This is a genomic window from Corynebacterium parakroppenstedtii (assembly GCF_019754935.1).
GTDB classification, from domain to species: Bacteria; Actinomycetota; Actinomycetes; order Mycobacteriales; family Mycobacteriaceae; genus Corynebacterium; species Corynebacterium parakroppenstedtii.
Genome location: NZ_JAGSOA010000001.1, coordinates 440,257 through 460,105, shown reverse-complemented (window position 1 = coordinate 460,105; position 19,849 = coordinate 440,257). Strand labels below are relative to the sequence as shown.

General features: G+C 56.0%; 15 protein-coding genes and 2 tRNA genes. 10 read left to right on the top strand and 7 right to left on the bottom strand.

All coding sequences use genetic code 11. The annotated features are described in order from the left end of the window. The first annotated feature begins 14 nt into the window (after positions 1–14). Both KCQ76_RS01945 and KCQ76_RS01940 read left to right on the top strand, forming a co-directional pair. On the top strand, positions 15–1,043 hold the full coding sequence (locus KCQ76_RS01945; RefSeq protein WP_046202496.1) for a 3-isopropylmalate dehydrogenase: 1,029 nt from the start codon (positions 15–17) through the stop codon (positions 1,041–1,043). A gap of 89 nt (positions 1,044–1,132) precedes the next feature. Then, a complete protein-coding gene (locus tag KCQ76_RS01940) occupies positions 1,133–1,849 on the top strand; it encodes a GNAT family N-acetyltransferase (RefSeq protein ID WP_046202495.1) in 717 nt (238 codons plus the stop codon). A 10-nt stretch (positions 1,850–1,859) separates the two neighbouring features. Here KCQ76_RS01940 and KCQ76_RS01935 read toward each other — a convergent pair whose 3' ends face one another. Beyond that, the gene (locus KCQ76_RS01935; RefSeq protein WP_046202494.1) at positions 1,860–3,254 is read right to left on the bottom strand and encodes an MFS transporter; all 1,395 of its coding nucleotides are present in this window, start codon (positions 3,252–3,254) and stop codon (positions 1,860–1,862) included. 133 nt (positions 3,255–3,387) lie between these two features. Here KCQ76_RS01935 and KCQ76_RS01930 point away from each other — a divergent pair, with 133 nt between their 5' ends. The 3 genes from KCQ76_RS01930 (at position 3,388) to KCQ76_RS01920 (ending at position 6,970) form a co-directional block, all read left to right on the top strand. Then, complete coding sequence (locus KCQ76_RS01930) at positions 3,388–5,301, top strand: DUF294 nucleotidyltransferase-like domain-containing protein (protein ID WP_046205132.1); 1,914 nt, start codon at positions 3,388–3,390, stop codon at positions 5,299–5,301. Continuing rightward, positions 5,298–6,068, top strand: coding sequence for an exonuclease domain-containing protein (locus KCQ76_RS01925; protein WP_082089781.1), 771 nt, complete (start codon positions 5,298–5,300; stop codon positions 6,066–6,068). The genes KCQ76_RS01930 and KCQ76_RS01925 overlap by 4 nt, the downstream gene beginning before the upstream one ends. A gap of 104 nt (positions 6,069–6,172) precedes the next feature. Next, complete coding sequence (locus tag KCQ76_RS01920; protein WP_046202492.1) at positions 6,173–6,970, top strand: fumarylacetoacetate hydrolase family protein; 798 nt, start codon at positions 6,173–6,175, stop codon at positions 6,968–6,970. Positions 6,971–7,036: 66 nt separating this feature from the next. Here KCQ76_RS01920 and KCQ76_RS01915 read toward each other — a convergent pair whose 3' ends face one another. Beyond that, positions 7,037–8,185 (bottom strand): isochorismate synthase, encoded by a 1,149-nt coding sequence (locus tag KCQ76_RS01915; RefSeq protein WP_046202491.1) that lies wholly within the window; start codon positions 8,183–8,185, stop codon positions 7,037–7,039. Positions 8,186–8,355: 170 nt separating this feature from the next. On the opposite strand from KCQ76_RS01915, the gene gltX reads away from it, so the two are divergent. The 3 genes from gltX (at position 8,356) to KCQ76_RS01900 (ending at position 10,181) form a co-directional block, all read left to right on the top strand. Then, positions 8,356–9,846 carry a glutamate--tRNA ligase gene (gene gltX / locus KCQ76_RS01910; protein WP_046205159.1) on the top strand — a complete coding sequence of 497 codons (1,491 nt, stop codon included), beginning with the start codon at positions 8,356–8,358 and terminating at the stop codon, positions 9,844–9,846. A 167-nt stretch (positions 9,847–10,013) separates the two neighbouring features. Then, a tRNA-Gln gene (locus KCQ76_RS01905) sits at positions 10,014–10,085 on the top strand. Positions 10,086–10,108: 23 nt separating this feature from the next. Continuing rightward, positions 10,109–10,181: transfer RNA gene (locus KCQ76_RS01900), tRNA-Glu, on the top strand. A 1,784-nt stretch (positions 10,182–11,965) separates the two neighbouring features. On the opposite strand, the gene KCQ76_RS01895 is transcribed toward KCQ76_RS01900, so the two are convergent. Next, positions 11,966–12,280 (bottom strand): YbjQ family protein, encoded by a 315-nt coding sequence (locus KCQ76_RS01895; protein WP_046202489.1) that lies wholly within the window; start codon positions 12,278–12,280, stop codon positions 11,966–11,968. Between the two features lie 849 nt (positions 12,281–13,129). Between KCQ76_RS01895 and KCQ76_RS01890 the strand changes: the two genes are divergently transcribed. After that, positions 13,130–13,315, top strand: a complete 186-nt coding sequence (locus KCQ76_RS01890) for a hypothetical protein (RefSeq protein ID WP_082089810.1) — start codon at positions 13,130–13,132, stop codon at positions 13,313–13,315. 145 nt (positions 13,316–13,460) lie between these two features. Here KCQ76_RS01890 and KCQ76_RS01885 read toward each other — a convergent pair whose 3' ends face one another. Both KCQ76_RS01885 and KCQ76_RS01880 read right to left on the bottom strand, forming a co-directional pair. Continuing rightward, positions 13,461–14,735: an aminopeptidase P family protein gene (locus KCQ76_RS01885; protein ID WP_221914776.1), complete on the bottom strand. Its 1,275-nt coding sequence runs from the start codon at positions 14,733–14,735 to the stop codon at positions 13,461–13,463. A gap of 6 nt (positions 14,736–14,741) precedes the next feature. After that, positions 14,742–16,172, bottom strand: coding sequence for an MFS transporter (locus KCQ76_RS01880; RefSeq protein ID WP_102215080.1), 1,431 nt, complete (start codon positions 16,170–16,172; stop codon positions 14,742–14,744). Positions 16,173–16,390: 218 nt separating this feature from the next. On the opposite strand from KCQ76_RS01880, the gene solA reads away from it, so the two are divergent. After that, a complete protein-coding gene (gene solA / locus KCQ76_RS01875) occupies positions 16,391–17,653 on the top strand; it encodes an N-methyl-L-tryptophan oxidase (protein ID WP_046202486.1) in 1,263 nt (420 codons plus the stop codon). 231 nt (positions 17,654–17,884) lie between these two features. Here solA and KCQ76_RS01870 read toward each other — a convergent pair whose 3' ends face one another. Continuing rightward, entirely contained in the window at positions 17,885–18,907 is a 1,023-nt protein-coding gene (locus KCQ76_RS01870) for an iron-siderophore ABC transporter substrate-binding protein (protein WP_046202485.1), read from the bottom strand. Then, a complete protein-coding gene (locus KCQ76_RS01865) occupies positions 18,907–19,836 on the bottom strand; it encodes an MTB12 C-terminal domain-containing protein (RefSeq protein ID WP_046202484.1) in 930 nt (309 codons plus the stop codon). Before KCQ76_RS01865 ends, KCQ76_RS01870 begins: the two co-directional genes overlap by 1 nt. Positions 19,837–19,849 lie beyond the last annotated feature (13 nt).

The window sequence follows — 19,849 nt, the reverse complement described above, 5'->3', positions numbered from 1 at the left end:
AGGTATCTCAGGATATGAAACTTGCGGTTATCCCTGGCGACGGGATCGGCACAGAAGTAACGGCGGAAGCGCTCAAAGTGATGCGAGCTGCGTTGGCGGGGAGCGGCGAGTCCATTGAGACCACGGAATACGACCTCGGCGCCCGCCGGTACCTTCGCAACGGGGAGCTTCTTACTGATGACGATCTCGCCTCCTTGCGCGAGCACGATGCGATTCTGCTCGGGGCCGTTGGTGATCCCAGGACAGTTCCATCGGGGGTACTGGAGCGTGGCCTTCTGCTGAAGATGCGATTCGCCCTCGATCACCATGTCAATCTACGCCCATCAGTCCTGTATCCGGGGGTAGCCTCGCCGCTGTCGAATCCGGGGAAGGTTGACTTTATCGTCGTCCGTGAGGGCACCGAGGGACTCTATGCCGGAAACGGCGGTTCGATTCGGGTCGATACGCCTCACGAGGTTGCCAACGAAACAAGTGTGAACACTCGGTACGGGGTTGAACGTGTTGTCCGCTACGCCTTTGACCGTGCTCAGGAGCGACGCAAGAAGGTAACACTGGTCCATAAAACTAATGTCCTGGTGTATGCAGGTGGACTGTGGCAACGCACCGTCGACCAGGTTGCCCGGGAGTATCCAGACGTTGCCGTGGATTATTGCCACATCGACGCGGCGACAATTTATATGGTCACTGACCCGTCGCGCTTCGACGTCATCGTGACAGATAATCTTTTCGGCGACATTATCACCGACTTAGCTGGAGCTGTCACCGGTGGCATCGGCTTGGCTGCATCGGGCAATATCGACGCGACCGGCACGAATCCATCCATGTTTGAGCCCGTGCATGGCTCTGCTCCTGATATTGCTGGGAAGGGTATCGCGGATCCGACGGCTGCTATTTTGTCGGGTGCGTTGTTATTCCGGCACTTGGGTAAGACCGACGAAGCCGATGCCATCGAGGCCGCAGTCCGCAACGATGTTGCCTCGAGGGATAGCAGCATACGCACTGATGAGGTTGGAACTCGGATTGCGGACAGTCTCGACAATTAGCTGTGGGGTAGGGGACCGCCGTGTTACCACCTGAGATTTGGCCGCCGTCCGGCCTGCACATAAGGGCGGGTGCACTGGAGCTCCGGCCTATGGATGAGCAGGCCATTTCCGACGCCGTTCGCGCGGTGTCCCGAGTGGATGATGTGTTCGCCGATCCCACAGGTCCCGAGGTTTTTCCATGGATCGGTGCGCCGAAGTATTCCAACGCTGCGTTCCACCTGAGCACGATGGCAAGCCTTGGGGCCGGCGACCCATCCTCGCCCGAGTGGACCTTGTCCTTAGTTATCCGGCATCACGGCGAGTTTATTGGGGTTATTGATCTCCGCCGGCGTCGAATTCCTGGCTCTGCCTCCTCAGACGGGGAGGAGCTGCGCGGACTCCTTCGTGACCTCGGCCTCAAAGCCGGTGATAGCTACGTCGAGACCGGGTCGTATATCTTGAGGCCTTTTCAAGGGCACGGCTATGGAACTCAGGCCCGACGAGCCGCACTCACTGTGGCATTTACGTATTGCGGCTTCGGCATTGCGGTATCCGAAAGCTGGCCGACGAATGCTGCGTCCCAAGCGGTTTCGCTGTCGTGTGGTTACACATTCCTTGGCACGCGTCCCGACGCCATCAATGGCGCCTCCGCCGTCGCCGAAGAGAGTGATGCCGGCGGTAGCGGCGTCGGCAATAATGACGTCGGCAATGAAAATGAAAAGGTGCGAATGTATTGCACCCCAGACATGTTTAACTGCGGGTCTACCTCGGTGCGGGTCGATAGTTGGACACCGGAATTGGCCACGATGCTAGGGGTGCAGAATTAGACGTCCTCGATCACAGATGGTCTTCGATGTCTGCGTTGCGTCCCGTTGTGCGCACTCCGAAAACTCCGATGTCGATCATCATGATCACCATGGCGATGGCTACGACAGTGAATACTGTTCCGGGGCCGGCGCTATGAAGAATGGGCAGCAAGATGAAAGGCATGACGCCCGCCGAGATTTTTGATAGGGAGTAGGCGAAACCAGCAGCCGTACCCCGAATACGAGTGGGGAAGTTTTCCGCCAGATAGGTGTGGTAGACACCGGAGAACATGTTGCTTGACGCTGTAAACAATCCACCGGCAATCATGACAACGGCGGGTGTAGGTGAGAATCCGAAGACGAGACCGAAAACGCCCATCATGATGGCGGTGGCAACAATGAGGTGCTTGCGCTCGAATCGGTCAACCAGCGGCACCATCAGTAACGAACCGACCGGATAACCGATGTAGGTCACTGCGGTATACGCAATGGAATCGACGACATCGAACCCTTTCGCCGCCAGAGCGAGGGTCGCGATCGTGCCAAAACCGTAGTACCCGAATACCTGAAGAACACTCATGATGGAGACAACGAGCGTCCGTTTCCTCACCGCGGGGGCGAACACTTCCGAGAACTGCACATTCTTCTGGTGGACAGGTCGCACGCGGGTGTCCGGTTCCGCGAGGGTGTGGCCCTCTTTTCGTGCTTCATCCTCAAAACGACGCGCGATCTTTTCGGCCTCCTCCGTGTGGCCATGAGCCTCAAGCCAGACCGGCGATTCGGGGAGAAAGCTGCGGATGGCCCACACGATTAATCCACCGACACCGCCGATAATGAACATCCAGCGCCAACCGTCGAACCCGAAAGGCTCCAGGGGAACGAGCCACCGGGCGAGGAACCCTGACAGAGGCACACCGAAGAAGCTCACCGTGTAGGCCCAGACAATGTAGCGGCCGCGCACCTTGGACGGGAGGATATCGGCAAGGTACGAGTCTGCCAGCGCGTATTCCCCGCCGATGCCGATTCCCGCGACGAACCGCGCGAGGATCAGAACGGAGGGATGCGGCGCGAGACCACACACAATCGAGGCAAGCGAGTAGACCAATAAGTTGATGATGAAGGTATGTTGCCGCCCGATGCGGTCAGCTAACCGGCCCATCCAGAGCGCGCCCACAAATTGGCCCAAGAACGCCGACGCCAGAACAAGCGACAGCTGAGTTCCGCCCAGGTCAAAGTGCTTCTTCAGCACCGTCGACATGATGGGGGCCAGGAAGTTCTCGTATTGATCGAAGAAGACTCCCAATCCGATCACAATGGTGATCAATTTGTGTGACCGAAGGACGGGGAGCCTATCCATCCGCGCAGCAACGGAAGAGGACTCTTCTGAGGCTAAAGAACCAGAAGATAAAGGTCGGGAGCGAGACATAGTCCTTTAACATAGACCGCTTTGTCTGGAAGTGGAAATAGAGTAAGTGAAAGTACTGGAAGCGAAATACCCGCGGAACACATGTAAAAAACCACATGTAAAAAACGGCGCGCAAATCCGATACGGTAGGGGCATGACGGTTGAAGTCTCAGAAATCACCGATTTCTTAGCGCACACCCCGCCCTTTGACAGCATTACCGACGACCACCGCGCACGGGTCGCCCGAAACGCAACCATGTTCTACGTCAAAGCAGGCGAAAAAGCCGACGCCACATCTGATACGTCGCACAGCCACTCGCGCGACACGTCAGGTGACGACGCTATGACCGGAATCCGCATTGTTCGGTCCGGGGCCATCAACTGCTTCGGTGAACGGGATCAACTGGTCGACCGCTTCGGCCCCGGCGAAATTTATCCGCGCCGGGTATCCGATAAACCGACGCAGCACTATTCTTACTGGGCGCACGAAGATAGCCTGCTGATCGAAATTCCCGTCGAGGTTATTGAAAGCCTCCAGAACTATCCCGAAGTCACCACATTCTTCGGCACAGTGACGACGAGGCGCCGCAGCTCAGCCAACGAATTGCGGGAGACATCGGGCACAGGGGGAGTCGCCGATATCGACGCCCTCCGCGGAACCGTCGGCGAAGTCGCCGTGAAACCGGTCATCGTTTCGCCCGAGACCACGATCCGCGACACCGCCACCAAAATGAGCGAGCGGAAGCTATCCAGCGCCATCGTCGTGAAGGCAGCCGACGACGACCAGCGCCCGAGCAGGATCGTCGGCATTGTGACGGATGCAACGCTGCGGTCGGAAGTGCTCGCGAAGGGCGCGGACCCGTCGGGCCCCGTGGAGCGCATCATGTCGCCCAAACCCATGGTGACCTACGCCAGCATGCCGCTGTTCGAGGGCATGCTGCAGTTAACAGAAGCCCGTGTGAACCACCTTCCCGTGATCGACGATGACAATGTCGTCGGAGTCTTGACGACGGGCGCCGTCATGCGGCAGCTCCAGGGCGACCCGATTTTTGCCGCCGCGCAATTCCGCGAAGCGCGAACGGACCAGCTCTCTGAGTGCTTTGACGCGGTGATAGACGTGGCCGTGCGTTTCATCGACCGTGGCGCCACTCCGCACGAGGCCACGAGGCTTTTGACCTTGGGTACCGACGAAATGATGAAGCGCGTCATCGAATTAGTGCAGGAGGAAATCGGACCCGCTCCGGTGCCCTTCTGCCTTGTTGTGATGGGATCGCTGGGCCGCTCCGAGATGGTGCTCTCTAGCGACCAGGACCATGCCATCATTCTGTCCGACGAGTACGACCCCGATAAGCACGGTTTCTACTTCAAACAGTTGGGTGAAAAGTTCAGCAGCCTGGTAGCCCAAGCCGGGCTGCCCGTGTGCCCCGGCGACATGATGGCGTCCAATAGCAATTGGCGTCTCACCGCGAGTGCCTGGGAAAAGGAATTTAGTACATGGACTGATGACCTCGGCCCGAAGGCATTAATGAAGGCACAAACCTTCTTCGACATGCGTCCCGTGGTCGGAGATAGTGAACTGTGCGACGACGTCCGCTCCGCAGCTCTCATGACTGCGCGCCGGGACCGACGGTTCCTTAACGCGCTGGTGAAGATCGCGCGCCACCGCGAACCACCGCTGGGCTTCTTCCGCGGATTCGTCCTGGATCGCTCCGGCAATTATGCCAACACTCTTGATATCAAGAGGGGCGGGCTGACGGCTGTCGTTCAGCTCGCGCGGTTGTATGCGATTCAAGCGTGGGTTGATGAGGTCGGCACGCGTGATCGGTTGCGGGCTGCGGCGCGGGCTGGGGTCATTAGCCACCGTCGGGTCGAGGACCTCGTCGATGCATTTGACATATTTCAACTCATTTTGCTGGCTAATCAAGCTTCGCAGTGGCGGGATGGGAAAGAAACGAACGCTCGTATCGACCCTGACTCCCTGGCCCACTTGGAGCGGGAATCGCTCCGCGATGCGTTCCGGTTGGTTCGTTCTGAGCTTAAGTCGGCTGAATCGAGCACGGGGCTATGAGGTTTTTTCGACGACGACCACGGGTGTCGTGGGAAGACTATGCAGACCGCTCCCGCGAGGTGTGCGAACAGTTACGCGAGAAGGACGACCCGCGCAACCGCTCTCGCCGTGCTCTAGCGGAAGCGCTTCATCATTTCTATACGACGCCTGCGCCTGCCTTAGACACCCCGCTCACAGAACTACCTCTGCTGGCTGTTGATGTAGAAACCACTGGTCTGAATGCCGACCGTGACCGTCTGCTGTCGTTCGGGATGGTGGCCATCAACGGTCGTGCTATTCCTTTATCATCGGCGGACCATTGGCTCGTGCGCTATCACGAGGGAGACGCCTCAGTGGGACAGTCGGCGACTATCCATGGGATCACGGATTCGCAGCTGGAGAACGGCCGATCGTTATTGGAGATCCTGACCGATGTGGTCACTGCGGCCGCCGGGCGTGCTCTGTTGGCGCATTTAGCGCTGATCGAGCATGACTTTATTTCCACAGCCTGTGAGCGTGCGGTCGGCGTGCCGTGGAGCCCCCTTCGTGTCGTCGACACTATGGATTTGGAGCGACGGTCGGCGGTGTCATTTGGACGTCGACCCGGCCGTGGTGAAGTCCGGTTGATGAATGCTCGCTATTCGCGTGGGTTGCCGAGCTATCACAATCACAATGCGCTGGTGGATGCTCTGGCGTGCGCGGAGCTGTACTTGGCACAAACGTCGGCCGATCACTTCGGTTCGGAGCTGAGGAGTGTCATTCGGAAGAAGGGGACGACGCGGTGGTGACGTGGCAGTGCGTCCCCAGTGCACCTGCACTGTGCCGGCAGCAGCCTCGCTGTTTTTAGGATGTTTTCCTTATCAGCTGTGAGGGGTTATGTAGGCTGGTTCGCATGCGAATAGCTCGAATCGCCACTGTTGAAGGTATGACATTTTGTTCCGTGGAGGGTGAGGGCGACGACATCGTCTGCCGCCAGATTGATGGCCACCCGTTTGGGGAACCAACATTAACAGGGAAGGAATGGCCCCTTGCGGACGTCCGGCTTTTGGCCCCGATTTTGGCGCCGAAAGTCGTTGTGGTAGGCCGGAACTACGCCGACCACGTGGCGGAAGTCTTTAAAAAGGGCGCGGAGCATCTCCCGCCCACGATCTTCTTGAAGCCTCCGACAGCGATTACGGGGCCGGGATCGCCGATTAGGATCCCGGACTTCGCGACGAATGTTGAATTCGAGGGTGAACTAGCCATCGTCATCGGCCGGCCGGTCAAGAATGTCGCCGCGGAAAATTGGCGTGACGCTGTGCTCGGCTACACCATCGTGAACGACGTTTCATCCCGTGACCTGCAGTTCTCAGACGGTCAGTGGGCGCGCGCCAAAGGACTCGATACGTTCTGCCCGATGGGCCCCTGGATCGAGACCAACCTCGATGCCCTGGACTTGGAGGGCCTGCCTATCCGTGCTCATCTGACTCACGACGGGACCACCACGGTGAAGCAGGATTCCAATTCGAATCAAATGATTAAGTCGGTTCCGGAGATTATTGAGTGGGTCTCCCAGGCGTTCACTCTTCTCCCCGGCGACGTTATTTCTACTGGTTCACCTGCGGGGACAGCGCAGATGGTTCCCGGTGACGAGATTGAGATTGAGATACCTGGATTGGGTTCGCTCAAGAATCCGGTTGCTAAGGCCTAGGTAGGCTACACGGCCTTTGTTCGGTCGCGGCCTTAATTTTCGGCCGTGATTTTTCTGGTCGCGGCCCTAATTGTGGCGAATTTCCGAGGCCCCCATCGCGAGAAGCATTGTTTTCATCTTCCCGCATGTTTCCTCAACTTCCTCAGTGGAGTTGGATTGTTCGACGATCCCACCACCGGCCCAGGCTCGGGCGTGCTGGAGATCTTTGTCCAGTTCAGCGCACCGAATGCTAACCATGAACTCGCCGTCACCGTTGGCATGGCACCATCCGACAGCCCCACCGTAAAATCGGCGGTCTCCTTCGGCGGTGCGGATAATTTCCATGGCGGCGTTGGTGGGAACGCCAGCAAGAGCGGGCGTGGGGTAGAGGGCCTCCGCAAGGTGCAGGGCGCTCGGCCCATCGTCGTTGATAGTCGCCCTGATTGGCGTCGCTAAGTGCCACATTTCGGCAGTTTGCATGAGCTCTGGTGAACTCGGGATGTCAACCGTGTGGCAAAGCTGGCCGAGAACCCGTCGGTAATGATCGACGACATAGTGGTGCTCATCCAGATTCTTCGTGCTGTGCAACAATTGCTGGCCGCGCTGTTCGTCTTCCTGAGGGTCGTTGCTCCGCGGGAGCGAACCGGCCAGGGGATACGCCGACACAATGGGACCTTGGCGCCGGATCAGCATTTCGGGCGAGGAACCAACAAGCCAGTGGCCTGCGTATTCGTCCCCGGCGGGGGAGAGGTCCGCAAGAAAACCGTCCAGATTCGGAGCGTGGTCGATAAGCCGCGTGGCCAGCAGCTGGGGGTCGATCGGGTCATCGAAGAACAGATCAACATTGCGAGCAATAACGACCTTATCGACGCTGGTCCGCGCGATCGTTCGCGTGACGGCGTCGATAATCTCCGCGTGCTCGTCGAGGGTGGGGTTTTCGGCGATGATGTGTGCGTGGGCGCCTTTGCCCCTGTAGTAGGCGGGGGGTTCCAGGGGGCCCGTGTATCGCCACACGGAGCGGGGGCTAATGAGCGCCGCCGGGTGTGACGGATCGAAGGGCAGTGCGCCGACAATGTAGGAGGCGTTTCCGTTGTCTAAGGCGCTTTGAGCGTCGCTAATAGTGGTGAAAGTGGCATCCGAGCCTTGTGTGCGCAACGAGCCGTCAACACGTGAAAGAAGGAAGTCAGGGGCGTTTCGGGGTCGGGGTGCGGAGCTGTTGTCGGATGCTGAAGCCACGCTGAAACAGTACGTTCGTTCGCGCGAGGTGGCAAGCTTTTCCGGCGGATCCGTCGTCGATAATGAAGGTCAGTCGTGATCGCGTGATGCTCGGGCGGTGTCACTGTGTTGATCGTGTGCGACAAGGGCGGGGGTGGTGAGAAATACCGTGTCCACTACGCTTGATGGGCATGAGTGACGTTGTTGTCCGATTTAGTCCATCGCCGACGGGTACTCCCCATGTGGGAATGGTGCGTACCGCTTTGTTTAACTGGGCGTATGCGCGTCATACCGGCGGAAAGATGATCTTTCGTATTGAAGATACCGATGCTAAACGCGATTCTGAGGAATCCTATGCTGCGATTATTGATTCACTTCAATGGTTGGGCATTGACTGGGACGAAGGAATCGGCGAGGTCGGCGGGCCGAATGGTCCTTACCGACAGTCTCAGCGGTTAGATATTTATGCCGATGTTTTAAATAAACTTATTGAGGCTGGCTTTGTTTATCCCGCTTATTCGACGGCGGATGAAGTGAGAGCGCGCCACAAGGCTGCGGGCCGTGATCCGCAATTGGGTTATGACAATTACGACCGCAATTTAACTGATGAACAAATTGCGGAATATGAAAAAGAGGGCCGCAAACCGGTATGGCGTTTCCGCATGCCGGAGCAGGTGTGGGAATGGGATGACCTGGTCCGTGGCCATGTGACCTTCCAGCCTGAAACTCAGCCAGACTATGTTGTTGCCCGGTCTGACGGTTCTCCTTTATATCCGCTGGTCAACCCGGTTGATGACGCCATGATGGGTGTGACTCACGTGCTGCGCGGTGAGGACATTTTGGCTTCGACACCTCGCCAGTTGGCTTTGTACGAGGCCCTGAAGAAGTTGGGGATTGCGAAGCAGACTCCGCAGTTTGCGCACTTGCCGTTCGTGATGGGGCAGGGCAATAAGAAGCTGTCGAAGCGGGACCCGGAGTCGAATCTCTTTAATCACCGGGATGCGGGCATCATTCCGGAAGGAATGGTGAACTATCTGTCTCTCTTGGGATGGTCTTTGTCCGCCGATCAGGATATTTTCGGTCGGGATGAATTAGTCAAGAATTTCGACGTTGCCGATGTCTTGGGCAATCCCGCGCGATTTGATGAGAAGAAGCTGATCGCTATCAACGCCGAGCATATTCGTATGCTCGACAAAAATGATTTTGCTCAGCGTTTGCGGGCGTACTTGGAAGAGTACAAGGGGTTCCCCGAGGACTATCCGGACGACAAGTTCGCTATTGCTGCTGAGCTTGTCCAAACGCGCATTAAGACCTTGGGAGATGCGTGGGATCTCCTGAAGTTCCTCGTGGTGTCGGATGAGGACTTCGAGATCGACGAGAAGTCCGGCAGGAAGAACCTCAAAGAGGATGCTGTGCAGGCTCTTGATGTTGCGATGGAGGAACTGGATGCGATCGATGAATCCTCCTTTACGACGGACCGCATCGAAGCTGCCCTGCATGGCGCGTTGATCGATCGGCTTTGTCTGAAGCCTCGGAAGGCGTTTGGTGCGATTCGAGTAGCGACGTCGGGCGCTGCCGTATCGCCACCCTTGTTCGAGTCCCTGGAGCTGTTGGGGAAGCAGACGACGATGAAGCGCCTGAAGGATGCGCGGGCCGTCACTCCGTGGTCAGCCCAACAGTAATTGCTGCTGCAGTGATTGCCGTAGCGGATGGCATTCGTTGGCATTGTGCGGGGGCTGTGCTGCGTTGGGAATAGTGCTGACCTGAGGATTTGCTCCACCTGTGGCCCTATGGTTATATTATTCCCCGTTGCACAGCGCAGCCGGGCCTGGCGGTGCTTTGTGCTCATTGGCCTATGGTGTAATTGGCAACACAGCGGTTTCTGGTACCGCCATTCTAGGTTCGAGTCCTGGTAGGCCAGCAAGAAGCTTTTTAGTTTCTTATGCCCTGTTCGTCTAGCGGCCTAGGACACCGCCCTCTCACGGCGGCGGCACGGGTTCAAATCCCGTACAGGGTACAGCACCCCCTCACCTGTTAACGCAGGTCAGGGGGATTTTGCATTTGTGAAGTCCGATTTTTTCGGGGGATAAGTGGGGATAAGTAGCAAAAGGCGGTGGGGACATGCACAGAGGAGGAGCGACCACGCCTGTACCACAAACCTGAGGCGTTTCCTGATGTTCGAATAAAACTGTGCTCCAGCCAAGAAAAATGTCTCGACTCCCCGCTACTGTATATGGCACACTACAGCTAAAAGGAGACGGCCATGAGCATCACAATCAACCGGAGAACCACTAAAGAAACTCCACGAGCGGCGCAAAGCGATATACAACAGCTTTGAAGATGCCGGCATCATGCGCGAAGGCGCCCCGCTGACACAACAAGATCTCCGAGGCCTCGCCGTCATGGGGGTACTATCCGACCCCGAACGACGCCTCTACGACGAATTCGTAAGGATCGAGAGCCTACTCAACTCATGAACATCGACGAGCTTGGGAGGCCTCCGAAGGTTTCTTCAACCGCGTCCTAGAAACGATCAAGGACGCGCTCCCCTTCAATAGTGAAGATGACCTTGAAGTCAATATCGACTCAGGTGCAGATACAAACACAGTAAGCGGCAAGATAACTGCACCACTGGTCTACTCAGGCACTCCCACTCAAGACGGAGATTTTCCCTACAGTGATCTCTTTCGGATATCCGTTAACTACACGATGGGGGCAGATCGAACCGAAAGGCACCTAACGGTTTTAGAAAGTCGGTTTGAACTTACTGTCCACACCGCCCCAGGTATCCGTTTCGACTACGACCGACGAAAAACTAGTGTCCCCGCAGCCCATATTCATTATCACGGGATTGCAGGCCTTATAAGTCCGGCGCTGATGAAAAACTTCACCGGCAGAAAGAAAGGGAACAAGCGGCGAGGTGAGCAGGGGGATATACATTTGCCCGTCGGCGGGCACAGATTCCGTCCATCCTTGGAAGGCTTCCTGTACTTTGTAATCAAAGAGTGTGGATTCCAAGGCAACCGTGAGTGAAAGAGAAAGCTACTTGAGCGCCGCAGTCAATGGATGGATACCCAATGTGCAGCAGCTGTTCGTGATGCGCCCAACGTAGCCGCCCGCGTGCTTCGAGACCTCGGGTACACGGTCGAAGACCCGGAAGCTCAACCGCCTGAGCTGCCGCGAAGACATGACGGCTGGTAGACCGCTTCGGTAACCGGCTCGTCGTAGCACGAATATAAATCTGGCAACGAAAACGACGAAAGCATTTTAAAACTTACTCATCCCATTGTGTGATAATCCGCGCCTCGGGGTTTTTCTTGGCCGGAGAAGACGATTTTGGCATCGAGTCTGTCCAGGGGGTTAGCAGGCGATTGATGATTGTGCGCATTCAACTCGATCTTTTTCAGGTGTCGGAATTGCCCGGGGCATAAGCGTACGTTGTCTGCCGGGATGATAAATCCGCCAATGCCGAAGACTGGGTGGCCTTTGAGGCGTTGGTTCTGGCGAGATTAGTAGGCCCGCTGTGGCCGAACTCGTCGAAGTAACCGATATGCGTGGGATTCTTGGATACACGAAAGCTCGTACGGTGTACGCACGAGCCTCGGAACTGGAGCACCTAAGGGCGTCCGAGAGCGAAGTTAGTGCGGCTGGTGGGGTCTGTCAAAAGTTTTCTGTATGTCGAAATGATCGGGGCTGCAGGGGTGTTCCATGATTCCGCGAAAACCCCACTGTGCGTTCTTGCAGGCCTACACCTAGTTCCGTGGCGCGCCGTGCGCTATCCAGGTTGTTCAGCTGGGCCGTCTACTGAAATGTCACGGCGGTGCCGGAAGCAGTGACCATGATCATGTTCTGACCCACGGACTCATAGTCGATGTCTACGCCGAGAACCCCCTCTGCGTCGAGCTCGTGCGCGCGGTCGACCATCTCTGCGAGCGCATCCTCGCGTGCCTTGCGGATCTCACCCTCGTAGCTGTTAGAGCGCCCGCCGACGAGATTGCGGAACCCTGCGCTGATGTCCTTGAACGCGTTAATGCCTGCGACGGTCTCGCCTGCCACGACGCGCAGGTACTGGCCGACCTGCTTCCCTTCGATGGTGTTTGTGGTGGTTACGATCATATCCGTGGCTCCTTCTTTCCAGTCGTTGGTCATTGCTGGGGCGGCGACACTAGGCGCTAGCCATCCCACGATGCCCCGATGCTACCGGGGATTAGTGGGTTGCGGTGGTGTGGCTCCCTGAAAGAAGTGACGGAGGTTGGGTGACCGGGGTCACCAAAGAAGTGTTTTGACCAGTTCAATTGGCGCAATAGAGACACCGAATTTCATATTCTCGGGCTATTATGAAGTGGTGTGAATGCTAAAGGGAACCCCATGAAGATTCTTCTAAGCTGGAGATTCCTAGTGGTAGTACTGCTAGTAGTGATCTCGTTGATTATATCGGGAGCCGACGGCCGGAATTCTGATTACTGGGCCAGGGCCTTATCGTCTTTGGCATGGCTTGTAGCTTGCTCCATGTTTTTAAGTTCCGGCTCGAATCATCGCTTGAAGTTATTTGTCTTTTCTCTATCTTTTCTGCTTTTGGTCTGCATATGGATCCTCTGTTTCATATCTATCGCGCATTCAAGTGGGCATAATTATGACCCAGCAATATCCAAACTGAACATCGCACTAATAGTAACTTTTATAGTTCAGTCAGTTGTATCGTTCTTTGTGAACGATGTGACTTAAAAGGAGTTTCAACTCCTGCATAGAATACGATGCGTCGTAACCTGTGAGCACCCCGAGTAATGCGTTTTCTGGATCGTGCAATGGCCGTGTGTGTTTCGAGCCGAATTTGGTGGCCGGATTCCCTGTGATTGCTCTCGGTTACCTGGCATTTTACCGTGTACGCTCCACTGATTGACTAGGCTCGACATCACAGAAAATTCGCCAGGGGGAAGACTAGTTAAGAAAGGGGAGGCGATAGCAATGTCCGGACCACTTTTTAAGCCTCGGACCGTTGAAGAATTGCGCGCGGAACGAGACAAAGTGGAAAAACAAATGCCTTGCTCTGTTGGCATCCTTCGTAGGCTCCGCGACGCTTCGGCTATCGAATATGACGAAGACCGTTTGCTTCGCCGGTATGAACAATTGAAATGGGCTATAGGCGATTAAACCTACGCCAGGCCGATGATCTCACGTACGAAGAAGAAGCCTTACTCGATAATTACGAAATGGTGGACTGGGTTATCGGCGACAACGGCTAGCCGACCCACATCCACCACAATCACCGGGCGGAACAACCACCTTGGCGGAACAATCACCCAGCAGCAATCACGTTCTTTTCAGGGCCGGCCGGGAATCCGGTGATATTACGGGCACCGTCGTCGGTAATCACAAGAATGTCGTGTTCGCGGTATCCGCCGGCACCCGGTTCACCATCAGGAACGGTAATCATGGGTTCCATGGACACCACCATGTTCGGCTCTAGGACAGTATCGATATCTTCGCGGAGCTCCAGCCCGGCTTCCCGCCCGTAGTAGTGCGAGAGCACGCCAAACGAATGCCCGTAGCCGAAGGTGCGTAGCCCCAGCATCCCGTGCTTGGCGTAAATAAGGTTCAGCTCCTTAGCGATATCCCCACACACCGCACCTGGTCGGATAAGTTCAAGGCCCCGGTTGTACACCTCCATATTGACGTCCCAATAGCGGCGGGAGGCGTCGTCAATATCCCCGTAGAATAGCGTTCTTTCTAAGGCCGTGTAGTACCCGCTAATCATCGGGAAACAGTTCAAACTCAAAATGTCGTCTGCCTGAACCATGCGGGTCGTCGGCCAGTTGTGGGCACCGTCGGTATTAATGCCGGATTGGAACCACACCCATGTATCGCGGATCTCGCTGCCGGGATACCGGTGGGCGATCTCCTTCACCATGGCCTCGGTGCCAATGAGCGCAAGCTCGTATTCCGTCTTAGGCCCGGCCTCGAGAGCCTCGCGGATAGCGAAACCGCCAATATCCGCCACGTTGGCACCGTCGGTAATGACGGCGATTTCTTCCTCGGACTTGATCATGCGCAATCTCATTGTCGACGGAGCAATGTCGACGAATTCAACTTCAGGCCCAATGGTCGTCGTAATGGCGCTATAAAGATGAACGGAAAGACCGTCGAATTCCAAACCAACCCGTTGTGGTGTTACTCGCTCGCGAATGGCGGTGTTGATCGCGTGGGGATAGTTGTTGCGGCCCCAGTCGGTGTAAATCAGGTTATCGCCGTTGGAACGTCGCCAAGGCATACCTGCATCGATACCGGCACTGATGGTGCAGCAGTCGTCGGCGGTCACCACGACGGCGTAGAAACGTCCGAAATGGGTGTAGAGGAAATCGGAATAGTACTTGATGTTGTGCTGGGAGGTCAGCACCATGGCATCAAGATCTTGCTCGGCTATGACGCCGCGCAGAGCATCGAGGCGACGCTGCATCTCCTCCTCGCTGAAGGTCAAAGGCTGTTTCTCACCGTTGTAAAAAGTGCGCAGACGCTCATTCAGAAAATCCGTGGAATCAATAGTGGGGACGACCCCGGTGGGTAGAGATGGCATGGAAACCTATCCTCTCTTTAATTCGTGGTTACTGGTTTCGCGTGCGGCGAGTACCGCAAAAAACGTGACGACGGCGGCCGCCATGAGGTAAAAGCCAGGTGCAAGATCTGATCCCGTCCAGCCGATTAACAGCGTGGCAACCATCGCTGCGCTTCCACCGAAAACCGCATTAGCGGCGTTGAAGGTCAGGGCAAAACCACTCAGCCGAACCTTGGTGCTGAATTGCTCGGAAAGGAACGACGGCAAAACACCGTCGTTGAGAGCGAGGGCCATTCCCATGCACAACTGGATCACGATAACGAGTAACAATCCCGCGCCCTCGAGGAGCATGAATGCTGGAACAATGGTGATGACAAAGGCAATGGACGCGGTGAGCATAATCCTCTTACGGCCCACGCGGTCGGATAGCCAGCCGGTAAAGAGAACGCTGAAGATATATGCAAACAGGGTGACGGATGTGGCGATGAAGGAATCTGTGTGGTTCTGGCCCAATTCCTCGCTGAGATACGTCGGTAAGTATGACAGGATCACGTAAAAACCGATGGTATTCAGCAAGGACGCGGCAAGAGCGATCCCGAGAGCCTTGGGTTCCTTCCACACCATGGCCAGGGGAGATTTTTGGGGTTCATCAGTGCCGACGGCAACTTCCTTCGATTCCTGTGCGCGTTGGAATTCATTGGTCTCATCCATGTGGCGACGGATCCACAGCCCGATGATCCCGAGGGGAGCGGCGAGGAGGAAGGGGATCCGCCACCCCCACGAGTGCAGATACGTGTCGGAGAGAACTCCATTAAGCAGCGCAGCGAGTAAGGAGCCGAGGAGCAATCCCGAAGCGGTAGACGCCGGCACGATAGCGGCATAGAGCCCGCGACGACCGGATGGTGCGATTTCGGTAAGCATTGTTCCTGCACCGGCATATTCTCCGGCGGCGGAAAACCCCTGGACGAGGCGAAGTGCTAGGAGGAGGAGCGGGGCGAGGATACCGATGTGGTCGTAACCGGGAAGGAAAGCGATGCACATGGTGGCGCCGGACATCAGCAGAATTGACCACGACAGGGTTGTTTTGCGCCCCAGGCGATCGCCGATATGTCCCCAGAAAACTGCCCCGATGGGCCGGATGAGGAAGCTGATGGCGAAGAGTCCGAAAGTGAGAACTAGCCCGACATTGGAGTCCGATTCTGGGAAGAAAACCGAGGCTATGAGGACGGCGAGGTAGCCGTACATGGCGTAATCGAACCACTCGATAAAGTTACCGATGAAGCTAGAGGTGACAGAGCGACGAATGTTCGTACGGGAATGTTCCTCCGCACCTGCTAGGTCGACGATTGTGCTTTCTCCTTCTGGCGCGGTTTCTTCCACGGGGCAGAGTCCATGGGGGCTTGGGGTTGTTGTTACGACGGAATCTGAGGAATCCCTCGTTATTGGTGGAGCCTTCATGTGATTTCCGCTCCTTTCTTGCGCCGCGGGAGGGCGCGGTATGCGGGGCACCGGCGCGGAAGCGAACCAACCAGTAATTGAAATCTAAGTAGCCTTAGTTACTGATTTATTTCAGGTTAGTGATCTTTGAGTTTCTGTCTTGTCTTTTTGTTAAAACTATTGACGAAATTTAAGATTTCGATTCCATTGGAAATGGCTCGTGTCTGAGAATAAAGAGCATGACGAGCAATCACGGTTTTGATAAAGATGACGGTTTTGACGCGGACGTCATTGTTGTGGGTTTGGGTTCTATGGGGTCTGCTGCCGCGGATCGGCTGAGTGAACGAGGGCAGAAGGTCTTAGGCTTCGAGCAATTTCATCGCGGTCACGACAATGGATCCCACCATGGTGGATCGAGGATCATTCGGATGAGCTATTTTGAGCATCCGGATTATGTGCCACTGTTACGGCGGGCTTTTGAGCTGTGGGACGAGCTGGAAGAAGATAGCCAGCAGCGTGGGTGGGAGCAGCTTGTCCATTACACGGGAGGCCTGTACGCGGGACCGCCCGGTTGCACCACGGTGGAGGGGTCGCGGATCTCTGCGGTAGAGCATGGGCTTGACCATGAATTACTTCTTGCCGACGACATTCGCGCTCGTTTTCCCTACTTTTCGGTGCAGGACGATGAGGTGGCGGTGTTTGAAAAGCGTGCCGGTTTTGTTCGCCCGGAGTTAACAGTTGCCTTACAGCTGGCCCGAGCGGAAGAACGCGGCGCGGTACTACGTCATCGCCACAAGGTGTTGAACATTGAGCCAAGGGACGGTGGGGTTGCTGTGACGGTCGTTGGAGCCGTCGGCAAGGAAGGAAAGCCCGGCACACAAACGTACGGAGATCCGGAAGTCTTTACTGCCCGCTCAGTGGTGATCTGCCTAGGTGCCTGGGCGCCCGGTCTTTTTGAAGAGACGGGCATTCCGCAGCGCGCGGAGCGCCAGGTCATGCACTGGTTTAGCCCAGGGGAGGAGTTCCCAAAGTATGAACGGGGCCCGGTGTATATCCACGAGCGCGCCGATGAGCTCCAGATTTACGGTTTCCCGGCCGCGGATGGGGAAGAAGCAGGGGCGAAGGTGGCGTTTTTCCGTAATGGCCGGACGGTTGACCCGGACCAGTTGGATCGGGAGGTCACTGATGCTGAGATCGATAAGATGCGGGAGCGTCTGCTGACTTTTGTGCCGGCTCTGGGCCGTGGGGAGCATCGGAATAGTCGGGGCTGCATGTACACCACCACGCCTGATGAGCATTTTGTGATTGGCCGGCACCCCCGTTGGAATGATCAGAACATAATTATTGCGTGTGGGTTTTCAGGGCACGGGTTTAAATTTGTTCCCGTCATCGGCGAGATGCTTGCAGATCTTGCTACCGATGGTCGTACGGATCATCCCATTGAGCTCTTCGACCCATTGCGCTTCACGGAGGTTCGGGCTGCGGTGTCACAGGAAGTGTGAGTAGGGCGTCCGATACTTCTTTTCGCCTCAGTGCTTCCTCATATTCCTTGCCGACGTTTGTCGAGCGCTCTTGCCCTTAGTGCGTGAGCCGAATCTTTTTGTGTCGGTTGCGTGTGATGGCATTCTCACGTGGTGCGACGTATCAGCTGCGCGGATATAGGCTTTGAGCTGAGGCACCGACCCCAAGGGCATGGATAGCTCTCGTGCTTCCACGCCCTTTACCTTGGCTGACTAGAGTTTTTCCAGTGCAGGTTGGATTAGGTTGACGGCGTAAGGGATGGAAAGAATAGTGGGCACGCGGAAAGCCGTTACACCTGCGACATCTGGCTTAATGACCCGACCCGCTTTTACGGCTTTGAGGTTTTTCCATTGCGGGGAATTCTCTAGTGAATCCGTGGTTCCCATGGAGCTGACAATGATAATGTCGGCGTCCAACTTATCAATGTTTTCCATAGAGAGACGGCCCTGAACTCCGCCTTCTCCGCCACCAAGATTCTTTAGTTGATCTGGAATCTCTAAGCCAAGGTGGCTGAGCGCTTTCATCGTTACGTCGTTCGGGTCTGTCACAACCTGAATATTGTTTGGCCCACCGAATAAAGCGACGGCTACGGTAGCGCCCTTAGATTTGGGATACTTATCAGAAATAGCTTTCAGGTCTTTATCAACGTCGTTGATGGCCTGCTCCGCTTTATCGGTTTCACCGTAGATTTTGCCGACGAGTTTGGTTTGTTCTACCCAGTCGTCGAGTTTGGGCGGTTTATTCAAAGCCGCAACAGTTGGTGCAATCTCACTCAGTTGGTCGTATATTCCTTGGTCAGTTGCCATTGAACTGGCGAATACGGCATCCGGCTTATTTGACGCAATTTTTTCCAGAGGAACGTCGGAGGGATTCATCATCTTCATCTCTGCTGTTTCGCCCTCTGGCTTTAGCTTGAGTTTCCCCTCCTCCCAGGGAAGGACTGCGCTAGGGAAACCTGCGAAGGCCGTTATTGCCTTGGGCTGATGGCCTAGAGCAAGCAGGGCGTCGGTATAGCCGGGCGCTAGGGAAACAACCGATTTAGGATCCTTAGGGAGGTCAGAGCTTCCGTAGGCATGCTCGACTTTGACTTTTCCGTTACTTCCCGACGCGTCATTGTCTGAGTGGCTGGAACAGCCGCTAAGCGCGATGCAGAGCAAAGAAATGCTCGCGAGAGTCGCGAAAACTAAAACCAGGAACCTGCGATTACTTGTCGTATTCGTAGAGGAGCCGGTCATCAGTAGCACCCAATCCATGCGGCCTTAGCGAGGTTGCACACCGACGATTTCTGCAGCTTCCATGTTCCATCGACGTACTTAAACTCGGAATTCGGGTAGTCCCATTTTCCCCATCCACCAGGGAAAACTAGGGTGATCTTGGCCGTTGCGGTGTCTCCCTTGGTGACAATGTCGCTAACTTCGTAGCTCAATCCACCAATTACGTCTTCTGCTCCTGCGGGCGGTGCGGCTGAAGCTCGGATACGAGCGACCTCATCCAGAGTAGGACCAGCTGCTGCACCGTCAGTGGCATAGAAATAGCGCTCCGATGAACTCAAAGAATCATCCGACGCTGCTAGAACACTGTGCAATAACTCGTCCGCTGTGGGCTCAGGAATACTCTTGTCCTCAGCTGCAGGCGCTTCGTTCTGGTGATTATCAGACTTTTTCCCGTCGTGGTTGTTGCTATTTCCGTGGTTGTTGGAGCCACCCCGCGAAGCAGCGCCGTCTGCGGCCTTAGCGTTCTGGGCTTTATTTTGGCCCTTGGCAGTATCAGCAGCTTTGGCTTTGTTACCACCCTTGGCGGTATCCGCGGCCTTGGCCTTATCTCCACCTTTAGGTGTAGCGCTGGTTTTCTTTTTATTCGTCTTTTTCGACGAACTACGGGCAGTATTGCTGGTACTGGGGTCCACGCTCGAATCGCCACCATATTCAATGGCATCGACGAGTTCAGCGACGCGTTCGTCGGATCGTTGGGCTTGTCGGTTTGAGTGAACCGCCATTGTCACAGCCGCTACGGCAGTAACGAGGCATGCCAGCGCCACGATGAAGGCTGCAATAGTTATGGCAGGGGAGAAGCGAAGTCTTTGGTCAGAGGATCTGTGAGGTACCTCGGGATCCTGGTCTGCAGGTAACTCGTGATCATGAGGAGAGGAGGGTTCTGATGTCATGGGATTCTCCAAT

Coding starts and splice junctions, on each gene's coding strand:
- KCQ76_RS01945 (WP_046202496.1), top strand. CDS start 15: ATGAAACTTGCGGTTATCCCTGGCGACGGGATCGGCACAGAAGTAACG.
- KCQ76_RS01940 (WP_046202495.1), top strand. CDS start 1,133: ATGGATGAGCAGGCCATTTCCGACGCCGTTCGCGCGGTGTCCCGAGTG.
- KCQ76_RS01935 (WP_046202494.1), bottom strand. CDS start 3,254: ATGTCTCGCTCCCGACCTTTATCTTCTGGTTCTTTAGCCTCAGAAGAG.
- KCQ76_RS01930 (WP_046205132.1), top strand. CDS start 3,388: ATGACGGTTGAAGTCTCAGAAATCACCGATTTCTTAGCGCACACCCCG.
- KCQ76_RS01925 (WP_082089781.1), top strand. CDS start 5,298: ATGAGGTTTTTTCGACGACGACCACGGGTGTCGTGGGAAGACTATGCA.
- KCQ76_RS01920 (WP_046202492.1), top strand. CDS start 6,173: ATGCGAATAGCTCGAATCGCCACTGTTGAAGGTATGACATTTTGTTCC.
- gltX (WP_046205159.1), top strand. CDS start 8,356: ATGAGTGACGTTGTTGTCCGATTTAGTCCATCGCCGACGGGTACTCCC.
- KCQ76_RS01895 (WP_046202489.1), bottom strand. CDS start 12,280: ATGATCGTAACCACCACAAACACCATCGAAGGGAAGCAGGTCGGCCAG.
- KCQ76_RS01890 (WP_082089810.1), top strand. CDS start 13,130: ATGTCCGGACCACTTTTTAAGCCTCGGACCGTTGAAGAATTGCGCGCG.
- KCQ76_RS01885 (WP_221914776.1), bottom strand. CDS start 14,735: ATGCCATCTCTACCCACCGGGGTCGTCCCCACTATTGATTCCACGGAT.
- KCQ76_RS01880 (WP_102215080.1), bottom strand. CDS start 16,172: ATGAAGGCTCCACCAATAACGAGGGATTCCTCAGATTCCGTCGTAACA.
- solA (WP_046202486.1), top strand. CDS start 16,391: ATGACGAGCAATCACGGTTTTGATAAAGATGACGGTTTTGACGCGGAC.
- KCQ76_RS01870 (WP_046202485.1), bottom strand. CDS start 18,907: ATGACCGGCTCCTCTACGAATACGACAAGTAATCGCAGGTTCCTGGTT.
- KCQ76_RS01865 (WP_046202484.1), bottom strand. CDS start 19,836: ATGACATCAGAACCCTCCTCTCCTCATGATCACGAGTTACCTGCAGAC.